Here is a 21,266-nt window from a genome sequence, read left to right as displayed (position 1 = left end):
AACCAACCTGTAGCCTCCGGTCGGTTGGGTGGGCGCTAGCCTGGCTCAGGTCCCCGCATCCCGGTTCGGCTGATAGACAAAGGGATAGGTGATTCGGACCGTCCCCCCAGACGGCGCCGAGAAGGTGGCGGAGTGAAGCACCTCCACGAAGCAGGCCTGGAACCAGGGATCCGGAATGGAGGAGTCGACGATCTCCTCATCCTCGATGAATCCAGACGTCCCCTGCCCCTGGAGGGTGAAGGCGACTGTCACCTTCTGAGGCCCGGGGTAGCGCACGGCCGCCTTCTCGAAGCATGCCTTCACGCCAGGCCGCAGGGATTGGATGACATCCCTCACGGACTCGCGAGGCAGCGAGCCCGTGTGGACCGAGGACGAGCGGCTCTCCACCGGAGGAGGAGGCGGCGGAGGCGATGACGGAGGGAGGGCCGCACGCACGAGAGGCCGCGCTTCCTCGGAAGGCCCGGCACGCTCCCCCGGGGAGGAGCGGACCGCGGGCATCGTGGGGGCCAGGGACGATGCGGAGGACCTGGCTTGCTGGCCGGAGGATGGGGGCGAAGGCTGCTCACGAGGCGGAGCCACCCGCGGCTCGCGAGCACTCGACGGGACGGCGGCCGCGGCCACCTTCACCTCCCCGGCGGACGCGGAGGGCTCGGCCCCGGTTCCCTGCGAAGGGTTGGAGGACCCGGTCAGGAGATAGCCGGCGACCGACAGGGCGACGAAGGATAGACACACGCCCAGGACGATCCGCCAGGGCGCGGACCCTCGTGGGCGCTCCCCTGCTCCGCGTGGTTCGTTTGGGAAAGAAGGCATGCGGCGTTTCTCTCAGGGTTCGCGGGAGGGTGCTCCCACAGTGGGAGCTCCAGGAGGCAGGTCCATCAAGAGCATACGATCCCAATGGGGCTCAATATGGGTGGTCGCCGCGAGGAGCGTGAGCGCCACCCCCGCGCTGCCCGACAGCACTCCCGGGGCATCCTGCCAGGCCTCGCTCGCCGCACCTTCGAGCTCCAGTCTCTGGTAGCCCCCGATTCCGCACCCCGGCTGGAACACCTCCTTCGTGAAATCGATCTGCGCGAGACGGCTGTGTCCGAAGCCGCGCGGGCCACGCTGGTGCGCGAGCATGGCCTTCGGATCATGTCCGCCCCGTGAGGTGGGTGCAGGCAGATTTCCAGCAAGCGCTTGAAGAGGAGATAGCAGGTGTGGATGTCCGACCGCTCGTTCAGCTCCGACAGCAAGCGTTTGCGAACCGCATGGGGGCTGTCTCGCAGGAATGTCAGTGACTGGAGAGTCCTGTTGGTCTGGACGTCCTCGTAGGTCGAGTCGATGGCCAGAAAGGGCTTCTTGTAGGAGTACTGCACCCCCGCGTTGGGGGTATGCAGGGTCCTCACGACGCACGTCACGGAGGGACGCTCCAGACGACCTGAAAGGCACCACTGAACCCGTGCTGGTGGATATCGGTGGTGCCATCCAGCCAGTAATAGAGATCAATGACGAGCCGGTGGTCGGAGAACACCGTGATGGGCGGCTGCCCGAAGTCGGACCGTGCGGTCAGCTGTCGAGGGAAGTCCCGGGTTCTGAACAGTCATTCAATGGGGGCCATGGAGTCGAAGCCCTTGTACGGAGCCATCTCCCGCAGGACACGCGCCGCGAGTTCGGGAAAAGCCTCCTCATCATGGTTGTACTTGACCCATCGCTCCTGAATGAGCCTCCCCATCTCCTCGCAGACGCGCACGGGTGTCCCCCAATGGGAAGTATGAGCAATGACACCACTGTGCGCCGGAAAAACAGACCTCGTCAAGCAAGCCTTTCATGAGTGAAGCGGCAACGACTCACGTGAAGAGTTGCAATGCCACTCCTCGTGGCCGGATGCCGCGCTACTTCTTCGGAATCCGGATGCTGGGGTTCGCGGCGATCCGGGGTGCGCTCTTCGCCTTGAAGCTGCCCCCGGCCGCGGCCTTCATCGTGGGTCCCTTGGCCGTGGCTCCCAGCTGAGCCCTGGCTGTGTCCGTCTTGGGCTGCTGCGAGGGCGCGATGGCCTTGTTCATGGCGGGCTTGCGGTCGGGTGTCTTCCGAGTCTGGGGCGTCATCGTCTTCATGGGTTGCCTCCGGGAATGCGGCCGGCGGGGATGCCTTCCAGCTTGAGCGACACGCCGGGTGGGGCTGGGACTTCCAGTTCCACCAGGCCTCCTGCTCCGGTGCGGTGCACGTCCGGACCGATTTCCAGACGGCAGCCCACCGCCGGGCGGCCCGCGTGATCCTGGGCCAGCAGCCTGCGCCGGTCATCGCTCACCACCACCGAAGGCCGCCTCAGCGCGACCTGCGCCTGCGCGATGAGCACGCAGCGCTGGCCCTTCACGCTCGCGCGGACCTGGGCCCGGACCTTGGCGACTCCGGGGGTCTTGCCTTCAGGAGGCCTCGCGAGGAGCGTGGCGCTGGATGCGGGTGGGCTCGGGAGGACCGCGCCTTCCCAAACGGCTTCGAACCCTTCGTCCAGGCCCACCGCCGCGAGCGACAACGGCAGACGGATGGGCTCCGCGCCGATCCAGAGTTCCTCTGGCGCGACGATGGCCACTTCGGGCTCCAGTTGGACTCCGGCGATCCAGGACCAGCGCTCTGTGAGCAGGTCCGCGAGCCAGCCGGCTTCTTCTGGCGACATGCGCGCCAGGGCCATCTCCACGTGCGCCGGGTCCGCCAGTCGTTGGAGCGCCGCGGCGCCGTCCTTGAACCGGGCGTTCTCCAACAGGCCTTCGAGCTGGCCCGGGAGGTGTTTCGTGAGGGAGCGCAGCAGGTGGCCCAATCGCTGCCTTGGAGGAAGTGCGTTCATCCTCGCCTCCTCCACAACGAGCGGCCGGTCATCCGGCGCCGCAGTCGCTGTTCTGCTTGCTGGAGCGCTTCGGCGTCCTTCTCCGTGAGGCGGCGGCCGTTCACGAAGAAGGCCCGTGCGCTGGCTTCCAGTTCGTATTCCGGTGCCTCTTCCCACACGGGTTCTTCATCCGGTGCTTCGGGGCGTGGCGGGGCTTGGACTCGCTGCGGAGGAAGCAGCGTCTTCACTTCGATGTGCACTGGCGCTGGTGCGGTGTGCCTCGTGCCACGTGATGGGAGGAGGATGGACTCTCCCCGTTCCTCCGATTGGGAAGGACGCGGAGTCCGTGATTCAGGTCTGTCGTGGCGACGGGGCCCGAGCTCCGCCTGGAACGGTGGGGCCTTTCGAGTGTCCGGTGCCGGCGGTCGGTCGAGGACTCGGGGTGTCCGTCTCGTCCGTGGCGGTGCCCTGGCGGGCGTCTCGCTTTGCTCCACTGGTGGAACCCCTGGTGGCGCTTGTGTGGTGGCGGCGCGCGCGACGCGATGGCGGCGTGTTGGGGACTCCGGAACCCGTGCGCTGATCCGTGGGGGTTGGGCGCTCCTCTCCTCGGCGGGTCTTGGCACCCGGCTCCTTCGCGGACCTGGAGCGTTCTCGCGTGCTTCGACCACGGGAGGGACCGCAGGGTCCTTCTGCCTTTCCGCTTCAGGCTGGTCGCTTCGTTGCGAAGGGACATCCCGGGCCTGGGTGTGAGGACGAAGTGGCCGTGGCTCCGCGACCTCCTTGTGGAGTTCTGGGACGCTGGGGACAACGGGGAGCGCGAGCGTGGGGGGAAACCTTCCGTCCTGGAGCCGCGGTACGGGTTCAATCCGTGGCCGTGGCTCCTGGGGTTGTGCCGACGTACCGACAGGCCGTGGCACTCGACGGCGGTTGGGCGCGATCGATTCCGTGACGGCCGGGACTTCGACCCGCGCGGGAAGCTTGAGCACGGGTGGCGGCATGTCCTCTGGGTCGCTGAACCCCATCGACCTGGGACCCGGCGAGGGCGACGTAGCCTTCACCGCGCGGCCTGACTCCCCTCCCCGCTTCTGCGCACCTGGCGTTGGCAGGGAGGGTGGCAGCGGCGGGTCCACCTTGAAGTCTCCGCGCTCCCCCCGCTCCAGCGGATTCAGCACCCGGTCCAGCTCCGCCAGCAGCGCGGCCACCGCGAAGAGGTCGTCTCTTGCTTCGCTCATGTCGGCACTCCCAGCCAGGACTTGAGGACCGTGGTCGCGGCCCTCAACTCCGGGTCCCTCAGCACCGTCTTCGTCACTCCGCCGTCCTGGACCGTGAGGTTCGCCGTGCCTGAGTCCAGCTCGATGGGGAGCATCACTCCCGTGGCGAGGCTGGGGCCTCCGAAGCCCTTGAAGTCGCGCCGCAGCGTCACGTCGCGCACCAGCGCCTTGGGCATCTGCAGGTCGCGCAGCGTGATGACCACGACCTCCTCGTCGTCCCCGCAGCACAGGGGCGTGGGCGTTGTCGTCACCTCGTCGTCCGCTCGGGCCGCCGCCCCTGTGCGCACGTCCACCGTGTCCACGGTGGCCACGCCCTGCCACCACGTGCCTTCGTCGTCCGCTCCGCGCACGAGCATCAGCTCCCCGGGCCTCGCCACCTGCACCGGCTTGCTCGATCCAGACGTGCTCACCAGCGGGATGCCGTCCAGGAACAGCCGTGTCGCGCCCACCTCCACCGGCGGCAGCAACTTGAACGTCTGGCCTGGATACGGCGCGGCCACCGCCGGAGGCACCAGTCCCAGCGCGCCTCCGCCCTGACCCAGGATCAGGTTCAGCTTCGAGCCCAGGGCGATGAGCTCCTGCACCACGCTGTCCGCTTGCGGCCCCGCCGTCGCGTGCCCGTCCATCAGCTCCTGTGACGACACCGACACCGCGCTCCCGTCCACGGGCGTGCCACTCCGCACCAACCCCGCGACTCCCGGCAGCTTCGCGTCCGTCGCGATGGACACATTCAGGGGGGCGATTCGCAGGCGCTTCTCGGCCCCCTTCACCTCCCAGCCCAGCACGAGCGCCAGCGTGGGCCGGTCCCCTCCCACGTGCACCACGTGGCCCGGCTGCACCTGTCCCAGGTCCACCGTGGGCGTCACGGACAACGCCGTCGCTTGCGTGAGCGTGTCCTTCACCAGGGCCACCGGTCCCACCAGCGGGATTCCCGTGGACTGTCCCGCCAGCACCCGCGTCAGGCTGTCGCAGAATGGCTTCAGCACGAGCTTCAGCAGCGGTGCCAGCGCGGCCCGGTTGCGGACATCGAACCATCGCTGACGGAACACCCAGTGGAAGCGCAGCGACCATTCCAACGTCCGGAGCATCCGCAGCGAACCGTCCGGATACGCCAGCCGCGACGCCACCGCTTCGTCCATTCCCTTGCCCGCCTCGATGTCCAACGTCGTCAGCTCATTGGACAGCTGTCCGGGGATGCCCGGTGAATCCGCCCTCCGCAGCGTGGTCTTCAACGACGCCAGCCCCGACACGGACGCAATCACGGTGCGCGGCGCCTGGAGCGCCGTGGCCACCGCGCCGTAGTCCGTCGCCGAGGCCTGCAGTGAATCCGCCGCGCGCTGGAGCGCATCCGTCAGCTCCGGGACCGCGCCCTGCTCCTCCAACGTGGCCTTCGCCTGGAGCAGCACGGTCCGGTCAGACAGGCACTCGCCCTGGCGCGCCGCGGCTCCTGACGCCACGGGGTCGAACGCACTGGACGCTGAACTGACGGACAGCCCATCCAGCACGTTGCTCAGGGACACCGTCTCCGACGTCGTCTTCAGCTCCGCTCGCCTCGTGCCGCGCAGGCCCGTCCAGGTCCCCAGCTCCGCGACGCCGCTCTCCGCCGCGTCCTTCCGCTGGTCCGTGGTGAAGAGCCCCGCGTCGATGGCGTCCTCCACGGTGCCGCTCGCCGACAGGGGCCCGAAGTCATAGGTGGGGACCCGCACCGCCACCTCGCCGCCGTGCTTCTCGTCGCGGAACGCGAACAGCGTCACCGTCCCCGCGAGCAATGCAGCCCCCGTGAGCTTCCCGTCTCCATCCGCTCCGATGGTGCCCACCGCGAACTCCAGCTCCTCCACCCCTGGCAGCCGGCTCTCGCTCCCCACGAGCGAACCGGCGGACACCGCCGGCAGTCCTTCGCCCCGGGGCGCAGCGGCCAGGGCGGGTGCGAGCGCGATGCCCACCGCGCGACGGCGGGCCCGCTCGATGACGTTGAACACCGGCAGGAGCGCGCACACCGTCTGGACGTGCGGCGCGTCCTGATCCGCCACGCCGTCCATGCGGTCCAGGAACGCCTCCAGCTGCTTCCAGGCCGCCTGCCAGCCGTCCAGCTCCGTGCTCAGGCGTGTCACCGCGCTCACGGGCTGTTCCCCTTCTTCGGCGTGCCCGGTGGCGGCGTGGACGTGTCAGCGGCGGGCGGCTGTGGACCCGACGGACGCTCGGACGCGCCAGGACCTCCGAAGCCGATCGCCAGCGAGCGCCCTCCCCGGCGCTGGGAGTGCTTCGTGGACAGCATGCCCTCCAGGATCTCCTCCTGTTCCTCCACGTGCTCCTTCGACTGGTCCAGCACCTCCACCAGCGTGGAGCGGCCCCGCTCAGCGGCGGCCTTCAGCTCCTCCGGCGTGCGCCCCACCGCCTTCACGAACCTCTCGGGCGCCTTCTCCACCGCGTTCACGAACTTGTCCGCCTGCTTCTGGGCCGTCGTCTTCAGGTTGCCCCAGGCGTCCTTCACCTCGTCCGCGCTCGCCTCCAGCACCTGGGCCGCCTGGCTCTCCTCCAGCGCCTTCTTCACGTCCTGGAGCGTGAGCTCACCCGACGCCAGGTCCATCGCGGCGGACAGGCCCAGCAGCTCCCAGAGCATCGCGGCCTTCGCCAGGTTGGGCCCCGCCGCCAGCAGGCAGATGCCTCCCACGTAGCCGCCCGGGGGCCGGTCCGTCGCCGTGAGGAAGGCCTGCTTCAACCCCGCCACGCCGCCCGTCGTGGACACCGGCAGCGCGTACATCCCCGCGGACTTGAGCGCGTTCAGCAGGTCGATGATGGCCTGCACCGCCTGCGCCAGCTTCATCAACACCTGCACCTTGTCCTGCATCGCGGCGGCGAGGCTCCGCAGGAGCGTGGCCAGGTTGTCCACCGACAGGAGCAGCGCCCTGAGCGCCTCCGGGAGGATGAGCAGCTTCTCCAGGTCCGGGAACAGGTCGCGCATGCGCGCGGACTTCCAGTCCGGCTTCACCGGCCGGCCTCGCGCCCGGCTGCGGCGCGGATCCAACGCGCCCCTGGGGTACTTCTCGAACGCCTTCTTGAACGCGCTGATGTTGAGCAGCTTGCCCAGCAGGTACAGCGCCTGACGGAGCGCATCCAGCGACGGCGCCGCCATCACGATGAACACCGCCTGCACCGGCGCGCCGTCCGTCACCGTCGGGCGCGAGTCGTCCCCCGGATCATCGAAGGACGCGACGAACCGCCCCGCCCAGCGCGCGAAGCCATCCGGCGTCACCGGCGGGCGCTCCAGCGCGAAGCCCGCCTTGAAGTCCTTGGGGATGTTCGGGATGAAGCCCGTCTCCGCCAGGTTCGTCTCCGTGGGCCCGATGCCCGGCGCGTCCGCGTAGAGGTACGCGCCCGCGTTGAGCAGGTCGTTGATGATGTCCTTGAGCAGCTCGTAGGCCGCGAGGATGAGCGCCCGGAATGGATCCGGCAGCCCCAGGAGGATGGCCGCCAGCGCCTGGAGCAGCGCCTGCACGAACTGGAGCACCGCGATGATGATTTGCAGCGGCGGCTTGACGATGCCCACCAGCTGCTCCAGCCCCGGCGGCACGCCGATCAGCAGCGGCCGCCACGCGGGCCCGGCCCCAGCGTCAGCGCCGGTGGCGCCCGTGCCCTCCGTCTCCTCCAGCGCCTTCGCCAGCTCCTCGCAGCAGACCTCCAGCGCGCCGTGGAGCTCAGCGATAGCGGCGTCGTTGAACTCGGCCACGCGCGTCCTCCCGGGTGCGTTGTTCCAGCTCCATCAGCCTCTCCAGCCGCTCGGCGTCCTGGGCCACGCCCACCGCCGCCGCCTGGAGCAGCAGGGCCTTCACCTCCTCCAGCCGCTCGCGCAGGACCGACGCTTCCAGTGGCTTCCAGCCGGGCTCCTTCATCGCGTCACCCCACCGGCATGCGCTTGACGAAGCCGAAGTAGGACCAGTCCAGCATCGGCGTCATCGCCGCCCAGACATCCAGGAGCGGCCCGTACGCGGCCACCGTCAGCGGGTTCACCGCCTTGAGGATCTGCGCCAGCATCGTGAAGTGGATGGCCAGCCCGTCCCCCAGCACCATGGGCGAGATGGCGGAGAGGCCGCCCACCTGGCACACGCCCAGCATCGTGTTGATGGACACGTTGCCCGCCAGCGCGTCAATGGAGACGGCGTTGAGCGACGGCCCCGGCAGGTCCGGCATCGCCGCGGCCACCTTCACCGCCTTGCCCGCGGCGAGGTTCATGTTGCCCCCGGACGTGACGCCAAAGCCCCCTACCGCCGTCTCCTGCGACGCGCCGGAGACGATGCGCGTGTGACTGCCCTGGACGCGGTCCTCTCGCGGACCGCCGACGACCTCCTTCAGGCCGCTGCCGCCCACCGTGCGCGAGTAGCCCGCCACGTCCACCTTCTCCGTCAGCGACCCCGTCACGTGCAGCGACACGTCCCCGCCCACGTTACGGGTGTGGTTGCCGTCCACCGTCTCGTCCTGCGTGCCCGCGACCTCCAGCCGGTCGTCGCCGTCCACCTCCGCGGAGCGGTTGCCCTCGTTCACCGTGCGCTCGTTGCTGATGAGCCGGTCCAGGCCTTCCGCGGAGAGGATGACGCGGTTGCCCTGCCGATCGTGGATCTCCACGCGCGCGGTCTCCGGCCGGTCGTCCAGGACGATGTAGTGGCCCGTGGCGGACTTGAGCATCCGCACGCCCGGCACCGCGGACTGGGGCGGGTAGTCGTGCTTGGGAATCTCGCTGACGTCCGGGGCCACTCGCGCGGTGGAGTCCGGCTGGCCCAGGTCCGCGAGCGTGGGCTGCCCCCACCACATGCCGCTCCAGATGGGCTGGGACAGGTCTCCACCCTCGAACTCCACCCAGACGCCCGCGCCCACGTCCGGCACCACGAAGAGGCCCTGATCCGGCCCCGCGTACGGCGTGCACGGCATGGCCCAGCCCGTGGCCACGTCTCCCATCAGGCGCGGCACCACGCACTGGATGCGCCCCAGGTTGAGCGGGTCCGAGACGTTCGTCACATAGCCCCGGTACTTGCCGAAGTAGCGGCTCTCCGTGCGTTCGATGAGCTGCTGCAGCAGTTGTTCAATCATCGCGCGCTCCCCAGGTCGTCGTCCTCGTCGTACTGGCGCACGCCGGAGACGTCCGACAGGTTGATGTAGACGGGTGTGGCGCCATCCGGTCCGGTGAGGTGGACGACGTCGTCGATGAGCTCCACCACCAGGCCCACGTACACCTGGCCCAGCGTGGTGAAGAGGTAGCAGCGCTGCCCCATGCTGGCTTCGAGCAGCTTGCGCATCACTCCTCCAGCTTCTGCACCAGCCGCGTGGCCAGCTTCACGCGCGTGTCCACCCAGACGCCCACGTCGCGCTGGCGCTCGGACGCGAGCCTGCGGCGCGCGGCGCGCACCAGGTCCTGGAGCGTCACGGGCACCGTGGGCACCGGCGGCAGGCGGGAGATGCGCACGTCCAGCGCCCGGAGCACCGCGGTGTCCAGGTCCAGCTTCGCGCGCGTGCCGGCCAAGTTCTCCAGCGCCGCGGCCTTCGCGTCGGGCGCGTCCGGCGTGGCGGAGAGGGTGACTTCGGGCAGCGCCGTGCGCTGGAGCGCGACGCGGCCACTGAGGGCGAAGGGATCGGGCATGGGGGTGTCCTCGCGAAAGGGGCTTCCAGCGCTACGGGTTGAGCTCCACCACGGCATCGGCTTCCTGGACGTGCACGCCGGAGGTGGTCGCATTGCCGACGGCGGCCACGCGCGAGCCGCCCAGGATGATGACGGAGTGGGCATACGGATCCGGCGGCGGCTCCGGCGGGAGGGGCCGGATGCCCGCGTCCTGCACCGGCTTGGGGCCGGTGGAGTCGCCCGTGTAGAAAGAGTCCGCCAGCACCTCGTGCAGCACGGAGACGTTGAGGATGCTCTCCTTCACGGTGGACGCCGCCGAGTCGATGCCGAGCACGCTCTTGTCCACCAGTTGGAGGGCCTTCTTCGGGTCGCCGTCCGCCGCGGCCAGCACGGAGCGCACCTGGCCCTGCACGTCCTCGGGCTTGTCCGCGTGCATCGCGACGCGGTCCACCAGGTCCTTCAGCGCGCTCGTGGGCGAGTCGTCCTTCGTCACCGCGATGCCGTAGAGCGTCCGGGCCGCCATGGTCACGTCCATGGACGCGGGCAGCTTCGCGCGGACGTCCTGCATGGTGGGGAGGTCCAGCACGCCCTTGGAGGGGAACTCCGGCCCGGCCTGGGGCGGGAGGGGAACGGGTTGGGTGACGAGCTCCGCGAGCAGCGTGGAGAAGGCGTCGCTCGCCACGTCGCGGCGGCGCTGGAGGCCGCCCAGGAGCAGCTCCTGGTCCAGGGGCACGCCCAGGGTGGAGCCTCCGCCCACGGGAATCTGGAGCGTGAGCGTGTCCGAGGGCATCAGCCACTGGGGGCGCAGCACCGGGCGGGGCGGCGTCACCGTCTCCGCGCCCAGCACCACGTTGCCGGTGAAGGTCACCGGCGCGCGCTCCACGCGCAGGACGACGACGTTCACCGCGTCCAGGCACTGGCACCGGTTGCCGCTGAAGACGGTGGAGTCCGCGCGGCGCAGGTACACCGCGCCCACGCCGCCCTCGCTGCGCAGCTCGTTGCCGGACACGGCGGCGGAGATGACCGCGCCGCCGTTGCCCAAGAGGAGCAGCGCCGGGCCTCGCGCGGTGATGTCGTTGCCCTCCACCTGCACGCCCCGCTTCGCCTTCACCAGCGGGCGCGGGAGGATGGGGAGGGGCTTGACGAGGAAGTCCACCAGCGCGGGCTGCACCAGCGCCGTCGCCGCCGTGAGGTAGCGCGACGCCGCCGCGCTGGCGCTCAGGCTGGGCGCGAAGTCCGCGGCCGTCACCGTGAGCGCGCGGTTGAGCACCGGCCCCGTGGCGAACTTCTGCTTCAGCGAACCCAGCTGCACCAGGTCCTCCACGCGAGGCACCGGGGCCAGCGTGGCCACGGCGGACGGCGCGGGCTTGCCGAGGACCGCGCGGCCGTCCGTGCTCGGCTTGGGCACCGGATCCGTGGCGAGGAAGGGCACGCGCGACAGCTTCGCCACCAGGTCCGGAGGCAGCGTGTCCGTGACGACGAGGACGCCCGCGCCACCTCCGCCGCCGCCCGCGTGGCGCACGGTGTTGCCGCGCACCACCGTCTCGCCTCGCCAGTCGATGGCCACCTCGTGGAGCACCGCCTGCGGCAGCGTGTTGCCGCTCTCCAGGAAGACGTTGCCATTCACCACCAGCTCGCCGGAGCCCACGAAGGAGGCCACCGCCTGGCCCAGTCCGGGCTCGCCCGCGGTGGGCAGGCCCGCGCAGGCGAAGAGGTGGTTGTCGGAGACCACCGTCACGGACAGGTCCGGCAGGAGCCGCAGGCCCGCCACCGCGCAGCCCTCCAGCCGGTTGCCGTCCACGTCCAGCAGCGAGCCTGGATCCGTCGGGGCCTCCGTCAGCAGGTGCCCCGCCGCGCCCAGGGCGGTGATGCCGGTGACGGTGTCGCGCACGGTGTTGTCCGCCAGCCGCACGCGGCCCTGCACGCCGGACACGAAGAGGCCGTCCGCGGGCGACGGGAAGGTGTCGAAGACGGGGTCCACCAGGTCGCCGGGGTCCGGAGCCTCGCCGCGCGCCAGCTGCTCCAGCGACTTGCGCAGCATGTCCAGGATGGCGTCCAGCGCCTGCATGCCGGTGACGACGGCGACGAGCGACGCGGAGACCTTGTCGGCGCGCTGGCGCAGGTACTCCTGGAGCCGCGCGACTCGCGACGCGTCGTCCTCGGCGGGATCCAGGGCCTGCTCCACGGCGCGCAGCAGGACCGCGGCGGCGTCCAGCTCGGCCGTCACCGCGCTGGATCTGGCGACAGCCTCCGCGGCGGTGGTCGCGGGCTCGTCCACCAGCAGGTGCAGGGCCTGGACCGCGGGCACGCCGCCGTTGCCGCTGGTGAGCGCGGTGATGGCGTCGTTCACGCGCTGGAGCGCCAGCGCGCGGAGCTTCCCCTGGATGCCCGCGATGTCCAGCACGCGGTCGTACTGGGACAGGTAGAGCTGCAACGAGCCGCCGAGCACCGGCCCCGGCGCCATGCCGCGCACCGCCAGCACCAGCGCGCCCAGGGCGGAGACCCAGCGCTCCAGCGGCTCCGCCTGCACCGGCACGGGCGGCAGGGGCGTGGGCACCGGGAGCACGTCCAGCGTCCGCACCCGGATGCGGTCCAGCAGTCCCCGGGCGATGGACACCTGCTCCAGCCGATTCTGCGGCTGGGCGATGGCGTTGATCACCGCCTGGTGCGCCTGCAACGAGAGCGCGGACAGCTCCGCGTCGCCGCTCACCAGCTCGCCCAGCTGGCCCACCGCGGTGCCGAAGGCGCGCAGCTGCTTCTCCACCGTGTCGTCGGACTCGGTGACGAGGCCCGCCGCCTGCCGGTCCAGGTTCGTGGCGTACAGCCCGATGGTGGCGGTGAGGCCCTGCGCCGCGACGCGCGCGCCGTCCTCCGGCGTGACGTCCGACGAGGGCAGGACGCCGGTGGTGAAGTCCAGCACCTGCTGGAGCGTGGCGCGCATGCGGTCCACCACCGGCTGCAGCTGGCCGCCCGTGCGCTCCACGTCGCGGTAGTCCGCCTCCACCTGCGAGGCCAGCGCGGGGTGGAGCTCCTGGAGTTGATCCGTCAGCGCGTCCTTGGACGTGCGCAGCTGCACGAGCACGTCCGTGTTGGCCTGCGCGCCGCGGGTGCCCGGCTGGAGCGGCAGCTGTTGCAACGCGGCCTGGGCGAAGGTGCCGATGATGGTCTTCTTGGGGCCCACCGCCTGGCCGATGACGGGCTGCCGCGCGCGCTGCGCCTGCGCCTCGCGCAGCAGGGCCACCTGGCTCAACCCCCCCGCCAGCATGACGATCGCGGCCAGGTCACCCGGCCCGCCCTGCACCCGGGCCAGGGCCTTGAGGAGGAAATCCTGCGTGTCGGAGGGCAGCCCCTGCACCAGCGAGTCGAAGGCGCCCTTGATGCGGTCCGCGGTGCTCGCCACGGCGTCCTTGCCGGACACGGTGGCCAGGTCGAACTGCGCCACCATGTCCCACGCCTCCTGGGACACGGGCTCCGGGGCGGTGAAGCTGGAGGCGCGCGCCAGCGACGAGCGCACCGCGTGCGAGGTCTGGGTGTGATCGTTGAAGCCCTGGGCGGTACGCAGATCCGCCACGTCTGTCACCAGCGCATTGAGGACGGAGTCGGGCACGGTCCCCAGGTCCTCCAGCTCCACCACCAGGGTGTCGAGCGGGCCGTACAGGCCCCGGCCAATCTTCTGGCGCCCGTCCACGTTCGCGCCCGTGTACTGCAACACGGTGGCGTACATGCCCACCAAGGCGCCGTGCACGTCCGCGCGCTCCGGGCGGACGGTGGCGCTCGTGACACTGAGTTGCTGGAGCACCACGGTGATGGGCGGCAGCTTCACCGGCCCCGGCACTGGCGGGGGTTGCGTCGTCGTCACCGGCGCGTGCACGCCGTCCACCTCGTTGCCCTCCACGGTGATGCCGGAGCCGGACACCACCGCGATGCCCGCCGCTCTCACCTCCGCGTCCGGGAGTCCGGGCGCGCCGTAGGCCTCCGTGCGTCCCACCTGGAGCAGCCGGTTGCCGCACACCTGTGCCTCGTCCACGCCCGCGAGCACCACCGCGCCCCGGAGCGTCAGCCGCTCCAGCCAGCGCAGCGCCGCGTCCAGGGGGGCGCGCACGCGGGTCGTGGCGTTGGCGAGCAGCGCCTCCACGAGCGGCCGGGGACGGGCCTTCGCGTCCGCGCTCAGCACGGCCTCCAGGCCCGGGTCCAGGCGGGACAGCGCCAGCGTGTTGTCCTCCTGCGACGGCACGTCCGCGAGCGCCACCTGTTCGAAGCGGTTGTCCTCCACGCGCAGGCGCCCCACCGCGCCACCCGTGCCCCAGGTGCGCACGGCCGAGTCCCCCAGCGCGCGCACCACGTTGCCCCGGATGCGCACGTCGAACACCGGCTGCGGACCGCCCAGCAGGATGCCAAAGCCCGGCGTGGACTCGCCGTCGCCCTCGATGCGGTTGTCCACCACCTCCACGTCCGAGGCGGGGCGGCCGTTGGACGCGCCGTCATCCAGGCCGTCGCCCACGACGATGCCGGCCACCACGCCCAGCACGGACGCGGCGGGCACGGCCGGCAGGGAGATCCACGACTCGCGCACGCGCAGCGCCCGGCCCGCCAGCTGGATGCCCACCTGGAACAGGCCGTCCGACCCGGCGTTGCGGATCTCATTGCCCACGATGTCCACGCCGTCGCCCGCGACCTGGATGCCCACGGCCGCGGAGCCCAGAATCTGATTCTCCGCCACCACCACGCGGTCCACCGGCCCGGCGAGTCCCCCTTCCGCCAGGTCCTGCACCAGGATGCCCACGTGGAAGCCCTGGATGCGGTTGCCGCGCACCTCCACGCCCGCCAGGTTCCCGTCCGCCACGTGGATGCCGGTGGTCGCGTCTCCCAGCGGCTGGAGCCGGTTGCGGGTGATGGCCAGCGCGTCCACGAAGAGGCCCGCGCGCGGGAAGGACGCGAGGAAGCGCTCCGCGAGATACGGGGCATACGGCGCCACCGCGATGCCCGTCGCCGCGCCGACGCGGTTCTCGTCGATGACGATGCGCGCGCAGGTGCCCGTCACCAGCACGCCTGTCGCCTCCGAGCCGGCCTGGTTCGCCTGGATGAGGCAGCGGCGCAGCGTCACGCCGCTGGAGTCCGCCAGCGTCACCACGCCGTGCGGCAGCGCCGCCAGCGCGTCGAGCAGCGGCTTCGCCTCCGGCACGTCCTCCAGCGGCTGGCCCGGGTGCTGGCGTTGCAGCTTGCGCAGCTGCACCAGCGTGGCCACCACGGAGCCCGCCGCGCGGCCCTGGCCCGGGACGATGGCCTTGATGCGGCCCGCGACCACGTCCACGAAGTCGGCCTCGGCGGACGGGTGCTTCACGTCGTCCTCCTCCAGCACCCGGTCGTCGTCCACCTCCACCAGCGGCACGAAGCGCTGGCCGTTCGTCATGGCCACGCTCGCCTTCACGGCCTTCCCCCCGGGCTGGAGGCCACCGCCAATCACCCCGTCCTCGAAGGGGGCCTCCACCAGCTTGAAGTCCTCGATGCGCACGTCGCCGTCCAGGCCGCAGCGGTCCACGAAGAAGGCGCCGCCGGAGCCCTGGGTGCGCAGCTCGGTGGCCTCGCCGTCGCCCAGCAGGTGCACGGAGGACAGGTTGCGCAGCAGCACCGGGTGCTCCAGCTTGTAGCGGCCGGCGCGCACGAAGATGGAGCCGCCCTGCCCGCCCATGCTGTCCACCGCGGCCTGGAGCGCCTCGTCGCCAGTGATGCCTTCGAGCAGGTCCTGGTCGACGTCGCCGAAGCTGCGCACGCCGTCGCCCACCACCACCGTGAAGACGCCAGGCCCGATGACGCGCTCGGAGAGCTCCACCAATCGGTCTCGCACCTGGGCGAGCGGGAGGTAGCGCGGGCGCAGGTCCTCGAAGGTTCGCGTCGCGCCGCCCGTCACTCGCGCCAGCGGTACGCAGTGGTGCACCGGACCGTGCACGGGCGCGTCCGTGAGCTGCTCCACCTCGCCCCGGGCCGCGCCGTCCGCCGCGCGCACTCGCACGGTGAAGGACCAGTATTCGGTCGCGCGCCCTTCCATGTTGGCGAAGGCCAGGGTGATGCCGTCGTCGAAGCGGTAGCGCACGTTGGGCACCAGCAGGTCGCCGCCGTCCCACCGGCGCACCACCGCGCCCTGCTCCGGGCTGAAGGCCCGGCCCAGCGTGCCTCCCACGGGCAGCGGCACGGGGTCCGTGGTGAGCACGGCGCTCGCGTCCGCCAGCTCCAGCTTGCCCGTGTCCGCCTGGACGCCTCGCAGCCGCCGCAGCACTGGCAGCGACGGGCCTTCCGGCTGGAGCCGGGTGACGCGATCCTCGATGACGACGAGGTCACCCGCGCGCAGCTTCGCGGCACTCGCGGGGGAGACCTGGAGCGTCATCGCATCCGCCGCGGCGGCCGCGGTGAGCGGGAGCACCGTGGAGCCGTTGTCTCGCGACCACAGCACCACCGGCTGCGCGCCGCCCCGGAAGAACTCCACGCGGAAGTGGAGGTTGTCGGTGCCCGTGTAGCCCTCGCCCGTGGAGGCGTTCTCCGTGGACAGGCAGCGGTCGCGGCAGGGGTCCAGCGGCTCTGGCGGGAAGCGGTCCGGCAGCGCGCCCTTCGGGATGTTGGTGGTGAGGCGCGCGTTGCTGGTGGGCGTGGGGAGGTCTTCCGCGTCGGTTGCGGCCAGGCCCTGGAGCGCACGGACCTGCGTGACGAGCCGCAGGCGCACGGTGGTGTCCTGGCCGTCCAGCGCGGGCTCCTCCAGGAACGCGTCGTCGTATTGGGTGGTGGTCTGCTCCCAGCAGTCGAGGAAGAAGAAGTGGTGCCGCGAGCCGTCCGTGGGCAGCGCCGCCAGCGGAGACGCCTCCGGCAGATCCGGCTGCGCGGAGTAGCGCAGGTCCTGCTCCAGGAAGATGCGCACGCCGTCGAGCAGCATGCGGCCCGCGCCCGGCAGCGTCCCGTCACCCCCCCTTATAATGATATCGGCCCCCAGCGCCGCGTCCTCCACGCGCAGCGCGGCCACCCACGTGCGAGCCACGGGCGGCAGGCCCAGCACGCCCCAGGAGTTCAGCTTCGTCGGATCCACGCTCGCGAACGCGGCGACGGGGAAGCGCACGTCGTTCCAGCCCGTGGGCCGCTGCCCCAGGCCGGCGGAGAGGACCGCCTCGTTCCCTTCCGTGTCCGCGACGACGACTTGCAGGTCGATGAACTCATCGTCGGTGGGCGGCCGTTCGAAGCGCAGGCTGATGACGAGCGCGGAGGCGGTGAAGCTCGTGCCATCCGAACGCGGCACGGCCGTGAGGTTGAGCGGCGCGGGCAGCGTGCGGCGCAGCGCGATGTGGCCCCGGCTGCGCACCACGAAGGGCAGCGTCTCCGTGTCGTAGCGGTCCAGGCGCAGCTCGCGCGGGATGATGCGCTCGTCATCCGCGGGCAGGCCCTGCCCCGTCCAGCCGAGCACGTTGCGGATGGGGTCCACGAGGTACGTATCGACGATGCGGAAGCCGTCGTCGGGCGAGCCCTCGGCGACGTCGGCGGAGCGGCGGCGCGCGTCCACGGTGCGCAGCCGCACCTCTTCGTTCCAGTCGGCGTCGAGGCTCATGCGCCCCATCTGCTGATAGACGCCGGAGAATCGCCGGGCTTCGTCGAAGCGGGACCTGGAGGTGTACGCTTTCACGGTCATGGTCGGCTCATCCGAACGAGGTCGTCCTGGCTGCGGTCGGCGTGGAAGGGCGTGATGCCAATGGGCATGCTGTCGTCGGTGCGCGCGGAGAGTTCGCGCTCGTGGTCGGAGCGCTCGTCGTGGGCACCGGGGACTCCGCCGCGCTCGGAGGCGTGGAGCGCTTCGGGGCCGTTGTTGTCGCCCAGGACGAGGTAGCCCGGGTCCGTCTGGCGGTTCGACTGGAAGGACACGGTGTGCACCCGCGACTGGTGCGACACCGGGGGCTGTCCACCGCGCGCGTAGAGGCTGTAGCGCAGCCAGCCCAGGTCCGGCCGGTCCGTGCGCACCTCGCCCGCGAAGGCGCAGGAGGAGGCCTCCAGCACGCCCGCCTCCGTGGCGCCCAGCACCGTGCAGTGCCGCAGCCGCACGCTCGCGCCCGCCGCGCGGATGGCGACGGCGTCACGGTCTCCGGCGTCGAAGGTGCAGCCCGCGGCGATGAGGTGCACCCAGGGCGGCAGTTCGATGACGCCCACCATGCAGCCGTAGAGGCGCAGCTCCACATCCGCGGGAGGCAGGGAGCGCCGCGCGCTGATGTCCTGGTGCCCACCGCCCGGCATCCACAGGCCCACCTGTCCGGGCGCGCCCAGGTTGCACCAGCGCAGGTCCGCCTGCCCGCGAGCGAGCACCAGGTCCAGCCGTCCCGCGAGCCACAGGCCCGCGAGCCACACGCGCGTGGCCGCGCTGCCGCCGAAGCCCGGGTAGAGCGCCAGCGAGAGGCCGTCCTCATCCGCGCCGATGCAGGGCGCCGCGCCCGTGTCCGCGGCGAAGAGGGACAGCCCGTTGTCCACCCCCTGCGACAGACGCTCCGGAGCCAGGCGCGGCGAACCAATGAGGCCCAGAATCGGCTGGGATCCGGAGGGGCTTCCTTCTGTGACGGTCGCGATGTCCGGCGGCGCCCGGCCTCCAGTCGCCAGCACCGAGGACGCGCTGGAGTCGAGACCTTGCGCGAGGGTCGCGACGATGGGGCGCTCCTGGCCGCCGGCCGCCAGCACTCCGCCCGCTCGCTCCGGGGAGATCCACGCGGTGACAGGAAGGCCGGTGCCGGAGCGGTCGCCAGGACGGTCCGGCGGGTCGATGAACGGGAAGTCCGGCTCCGCCCACGCGGCGGGCGGACGGCGGTCCGGCGGAAGCAGCCCTGCCCCCAATGAAGCGCCCCGCCCTACGCGCGCGGAGACGGTGACGCGGCCCACGGGCGCGTCGTCCTGGAGCACGACACGGCCCAGGCGCGGGTCCACCGCGACGATGCCGGAGGCGATGCTCGGAGCCAGCGTCGTCCACGGGCCCAGGCTTCGCTGGCGCAGCGTGAACGGGTGGCGCCCCAGCCGTCCGGGCACGGAGTAGCGCCGAGCACCACCGGCGACGGAGGCATCCCGCGAGTGGTATGCCCCACCGGGCCGGGAATCGAGCGGGAGCGGCTGGCCCTCGCGAGGCTCGATGAACGCCGCGCCGTCATTGGCGACGTTAAAGCGCAGGAGCTCATCCGGGAGCAGGGCCAGCTCTGGCAGGAAGGCCAGGTAGCCGCGCCCGCCCAGTGAGAAGACGACCTCCGACGGGGGCAGCGGCGCCGGCTCCACGAGGAGCACGCGACCGTCGACGTACAGCGCCTCGCCTGGAACGGGCGGGTTCGAGCCCGAGGTCTCCAGCGGTCCCACGACCCAGGCACCCTCGCCTGCCTTCAACGTCATCAATTGAGGACGCGTCGTGTCCGCCCAGACGAGCGCCTCCACGCCATCGGTGGTGGTGGTCGCCACGAGCGTGCCGGGCAGGTTCGCGGTGATGGGCAGTGGGGCCAGGGGACGCCAGGCAGGGCTCGCGGAGGCCGGGTCGCAGGACATCACCTGCACGGCCAGCTCCCCTGTCACGGCCTCGCCGCCCAGGAGCATCAGTCCTTGCGCCGTGCTCAGCAGCGTCGCGGCCTTGCGCTCCTGGCGGTTGCGCACCGCATGGGGCCGCCACGGTCCGCCCGTGATCTGCAGCGACCAGAGATCTCCGGTGGGCGCACCGCCCAGGTCACCGCCGAAGACGAAGAGCCGTCCGCCGCGCACGCACAGGCTGGGAGCCAGTCGCGCCGCGGGCTGCCGTGGGCTCGCGGTGTCCAACCGCGTCCCCGCTGGAGTCGCGGTGTCCAGCCCCGTCACTGACCAGATGCCCAGCTTCCCGGTGCCGTCAGGTGCCACCAGCAACAGGGAGTCGCCAGCGACAGCCAGGGACATGCCTGGACCGTCCGGAGGCAACGCGCCGCCAAGCTCCGCCACCTGCCACGGAGCACCGTCGGCGCTCGCGTCGAAGCGGGCAAGGCGCAGGCTGCCGTCCGCGAGGTGCTGCTCGATGCGCGCGACCCACGGCGCACCGGCCAGGTCCACGCGAACGGCGTTGCTGCGAGGAGGCCCCTGGCGCAGCCCTGCGGTGAGGGTGCGCCACGTGCCGACCACGTCGCGCAGGCGCGGCTCACCGCTCACGCGTTCGACGAGCAACGCCGCCGTGGTGCCGCCCAGGAGCTGGTTCGCTTCCGGCGTGACGGTGACCGTGTTCAGTGCGTCCGGCACCAGCTCGGTGGACAGGAGCACCGTGTCCGAGTTCTCACGCGCGGCCAGCAGCGTCAGCCGCCAGGTGTCTCCGGGCGAAGGCCTGCCCCGGTCCGCGAACCGCAGCGTGGGCGCGGGCCCGACGGGCGCGGTGGGCAGGGGTCCACGCAGGAGCGGAAGGGCTTCGGGCCCCACCAGCGGAATGCCGTCGACGGAGACGGTGATGGCCTCCGCGCGTTCGGCGGCGTCGGCGTCCTCGGCCAGCGCGGTGGGGGTGAGCAGCATCGCCGCCGTGCGTCCCGTGGCGAGTGACGAAGGCGCGGGCTCATGGCGCGCGGTGAGGCCTCCGGTGAGGTCCGCGCGCTCCAGCGGCTTGAGCCACACCAGGGGACCATCGCGGTCCAGCGGATCCACGCGGAAGCCCCGGTAGCCATTGGGCAGCGTGTGCACGGTGGCCGGGGTGACCTCCTCCAACTCCACGGGCGTCAGCCGCGCGGTGCGGATGAGGGCGACATCCGGGCGTGCCCAGCCCAGCAGGTCCAGCGTGCGCGGCGTCGCGGCGACCCGGCCCGCATCCGCGCTCCCCAACCGGCGCAAGGCCTGGTCCAGCGTCTCCCCAGGGGCGATGCCAATGAAGGGTCCGCGCTCCGGGACACCCTCGCGAGGACGCTCGATGCCCGGCGAGCGGCGGGTGAGCGGATCCGCGAGGCCGATGGGATCCCACAGCACCGCGCTGCGACCTCGCCAGGGCAGCAGGTCATTGAGGTCCTGGGTCTCCAGCAGGGAACGGAAGGACTCGTCCACCTCCGCGTCCCACAAGCTGGTGACGGAGAGCACCTCCTCCAGCGACGCGAGCGTGCCCTTCCGTCTGCGCCACGCCACCGCGCGAGCCACCACTCCGCGCTGCACGCGAGGGTCGTCGGTGATCAGCCGTGCGCCCATCAACTCCGCGAGCAACGGCAGCGCCTGAGGACCCGCGCGCTCCACGAAGTGATCATCCCAGAGCTGATCCACCGCGCGCGCGAACGCATCCAGCTCCATGCCCAGCACGGCGAGCAGCTTGAGGAGCGGCTGGTCCGCGAGCGTGAAGTCTCGCGCCGTGTAGAGGCCAGGGAGGAGCTGGATCAGTCTCTGGGAGGGGAGGCTCATGGGGTCCGCGCCTCCACGAGAAACAGCGTTGCGTCGCGGCCACGGGAGCCCGCCCTGGCGCGGTGGCCGTCGGCCCACCACGGCGAGTGGTGGCTCAGAGGCCCCGAACTTCCTGTCGGACAGCTCCGCGCGGCATCCCCGGCATGGCGTCCCGCGTCAGGCCCTCGAATCTCAATGCGGCCCCCCTCCCGCCCGGAGCGCTCAAAAC

The 21,266-nt window shown here is 71.5% G+C and carries 12 protein-coding genes; all 12 read right to left on the bottom strand.

The genetic code is table 11. The features are described from left to right. Positions 1 to 45 precede the first annotated feature (45 nt). Complete coding sequence (locus D7W82_RS40375; protein ID WP_158617562.1) at positions 46 to 435, bottom strand: AgmX/PglI C-terminal domain-containing protein; 390 nt, start codon at positions 433 to 435, stop codon at positions 46 to 48. A gap of 1,144 nt (positions 436 to 1,579) precedes the next feature. Continuing rightward, positions 1,580 to 1,729: a hypothetical protein gene (locus tag D7W82_RS40370; protein ID WP_158617561.1), complete on the bottom strand. Its 150-nt coding sequence runs from the start codon at positions 1,727 to 1,729 to the stop codon at positions 1,580 to 1,582. Between the two features lie 142 nt (positions 1,730 to 1,871). Then, a complete protein-coding gene (locus tag D7W82_RS02075) occupies positions 1,872 to 2,093 on the bottom strand; it encodes a hypothetical protein (RefSeq protein WP_014396098.1) in 222 nt (73 codons plus the stop codon). Then, positions 2,090 to 2,821, bottom strand: a complete 732-nt coding sequence (locus tag D7W82_RS02070; protein WP_147439177.1) for a hypothetical protein — start codon at positions 2,819 to 2,821, stop codon at positions 2,090 to 2,092. Before D7W82_RS02070 ends, D7W82_RS02075 begins: the two co-directional genes overlap by 4 nt. A 1,207-nt stretch (positions 2,822 to 4,028) precedes the next feature. After that, positions 4,029 to 6,191: a hypothetical protein gene (locus D7W82_RS02065; RefSeq protein WP_120616708.1), complete on the bottom strand. Its 2,163-nt coding sequence runs from the start codon at positions 6,189 to 6,191 to the stop codon at positions 4,029 to 4,031. After that, positions 6,188 to 7,798, bottom strand: coding sequence for a hypothetical protein (locus tag D7W82_RS02060; protein WP_120616707.1), 1,611 nt, complete (start codon positions 7,796 to 7,798; stop codon positions 6,188 to 6,190). The genes D7W82_RS02065 and D7W82_RS02060 overlap by 4 nt, the downstream gene beginning before the upstream one ends. Next, positions 7,767 to 7,961, bottom strand: a complete 195-nt coding sequence (locus D7W82_RS02055) for a hypothetical protein (protein WP_120616706.1) — start codon at positions 7,959 to 7,961, stop codon at positions 7,767 to 7,769. The genes D7W82_RS02060 and D7W82_RS02055 overlap by 32 nt, the downstream gene beginning before the upstream one ends. Positions 7,962 to 7,965: 4 nt before the next feature. Continuing rightward, positions 7,966 to 9,153 (bottom strand): phage baseplate assembly protein V, encoded by a 1,188-nt coding sequence (locus tag D7W82_RS02050; RefSeq protein ID WP_120616705.1) that lies wholly within the window; start codon positions 9,151 to 9,153, stop codon positions 7,966 to 7,968. After that, entirely contained in the window at positions 9,150 to 9,359 is a 210-nt protein-coding gene (locus D7W82_RS02045; protein ID WP_120565664.1) for a hypothetical protein, read from the bottom strand. The genes D7W82_RS02050 and D7W82_RS02045 overlap by 4 nt, the downstream gene beginning before the upstream one ends. After that, positions 9,359 to 9,700 (bottom strand): hypothetical protein, encoded by a 342-nt coding sequence (locus D7W82_RS02040; RefSeq protein WP_120616704.1) that lies wholly within the window; start codon positions 9,698 to 9,700, stop codon positions 9,359 to 9,361. Before D7W82_RS02040 ends, D7W82_RS02045 begins: the two co-directional genes overlap by 1 nt. Before the next feature lie 31 nt (positions 9,701 to 9,731). Then, positions 9,732 to 17,345, bottom strand: a complete 7,614-nt coding sequence (locus D7W82_RS02035; protein ID WP_120616703.1) for a hypothetical protein — start codon at positions 17,343 to 17,345, stop codon at positions 9,732 to 9,734. Next, positions 17,342 to 21,058 (bottom strand): phage tail protein, encoded by a 3,717-nt coding sequence (locus D7W82_RS02030; RefSeq protein WP_120616702.1) that lies wholly within the window; start codon positions 21,056 to 21,058, stop codon positions 17,342 to 17,344. Before D7W82_RS02030 ends, D7W82_RS02035 begins: the two co-directional genes overlap by 4 nt. Positions 21,059 to 21,266: the final 208 nt, after the last annotated feature.

Origin of the sequence: Corallococcus sp. CA049B, assembly GCF_003611685.1 — a bacterium.
Classification (GTDB): Bacteria; Myxococcota; Myxococcia; order Myxococcales; family Myxococcaceae; genus Corallococcus; species Corallococcus coralloides.
The sequence above is the reverse complement of the archived record's forward strand: the minus strand, read 5'-3'. Positions and strand labels throughout refer to the sequence as shown.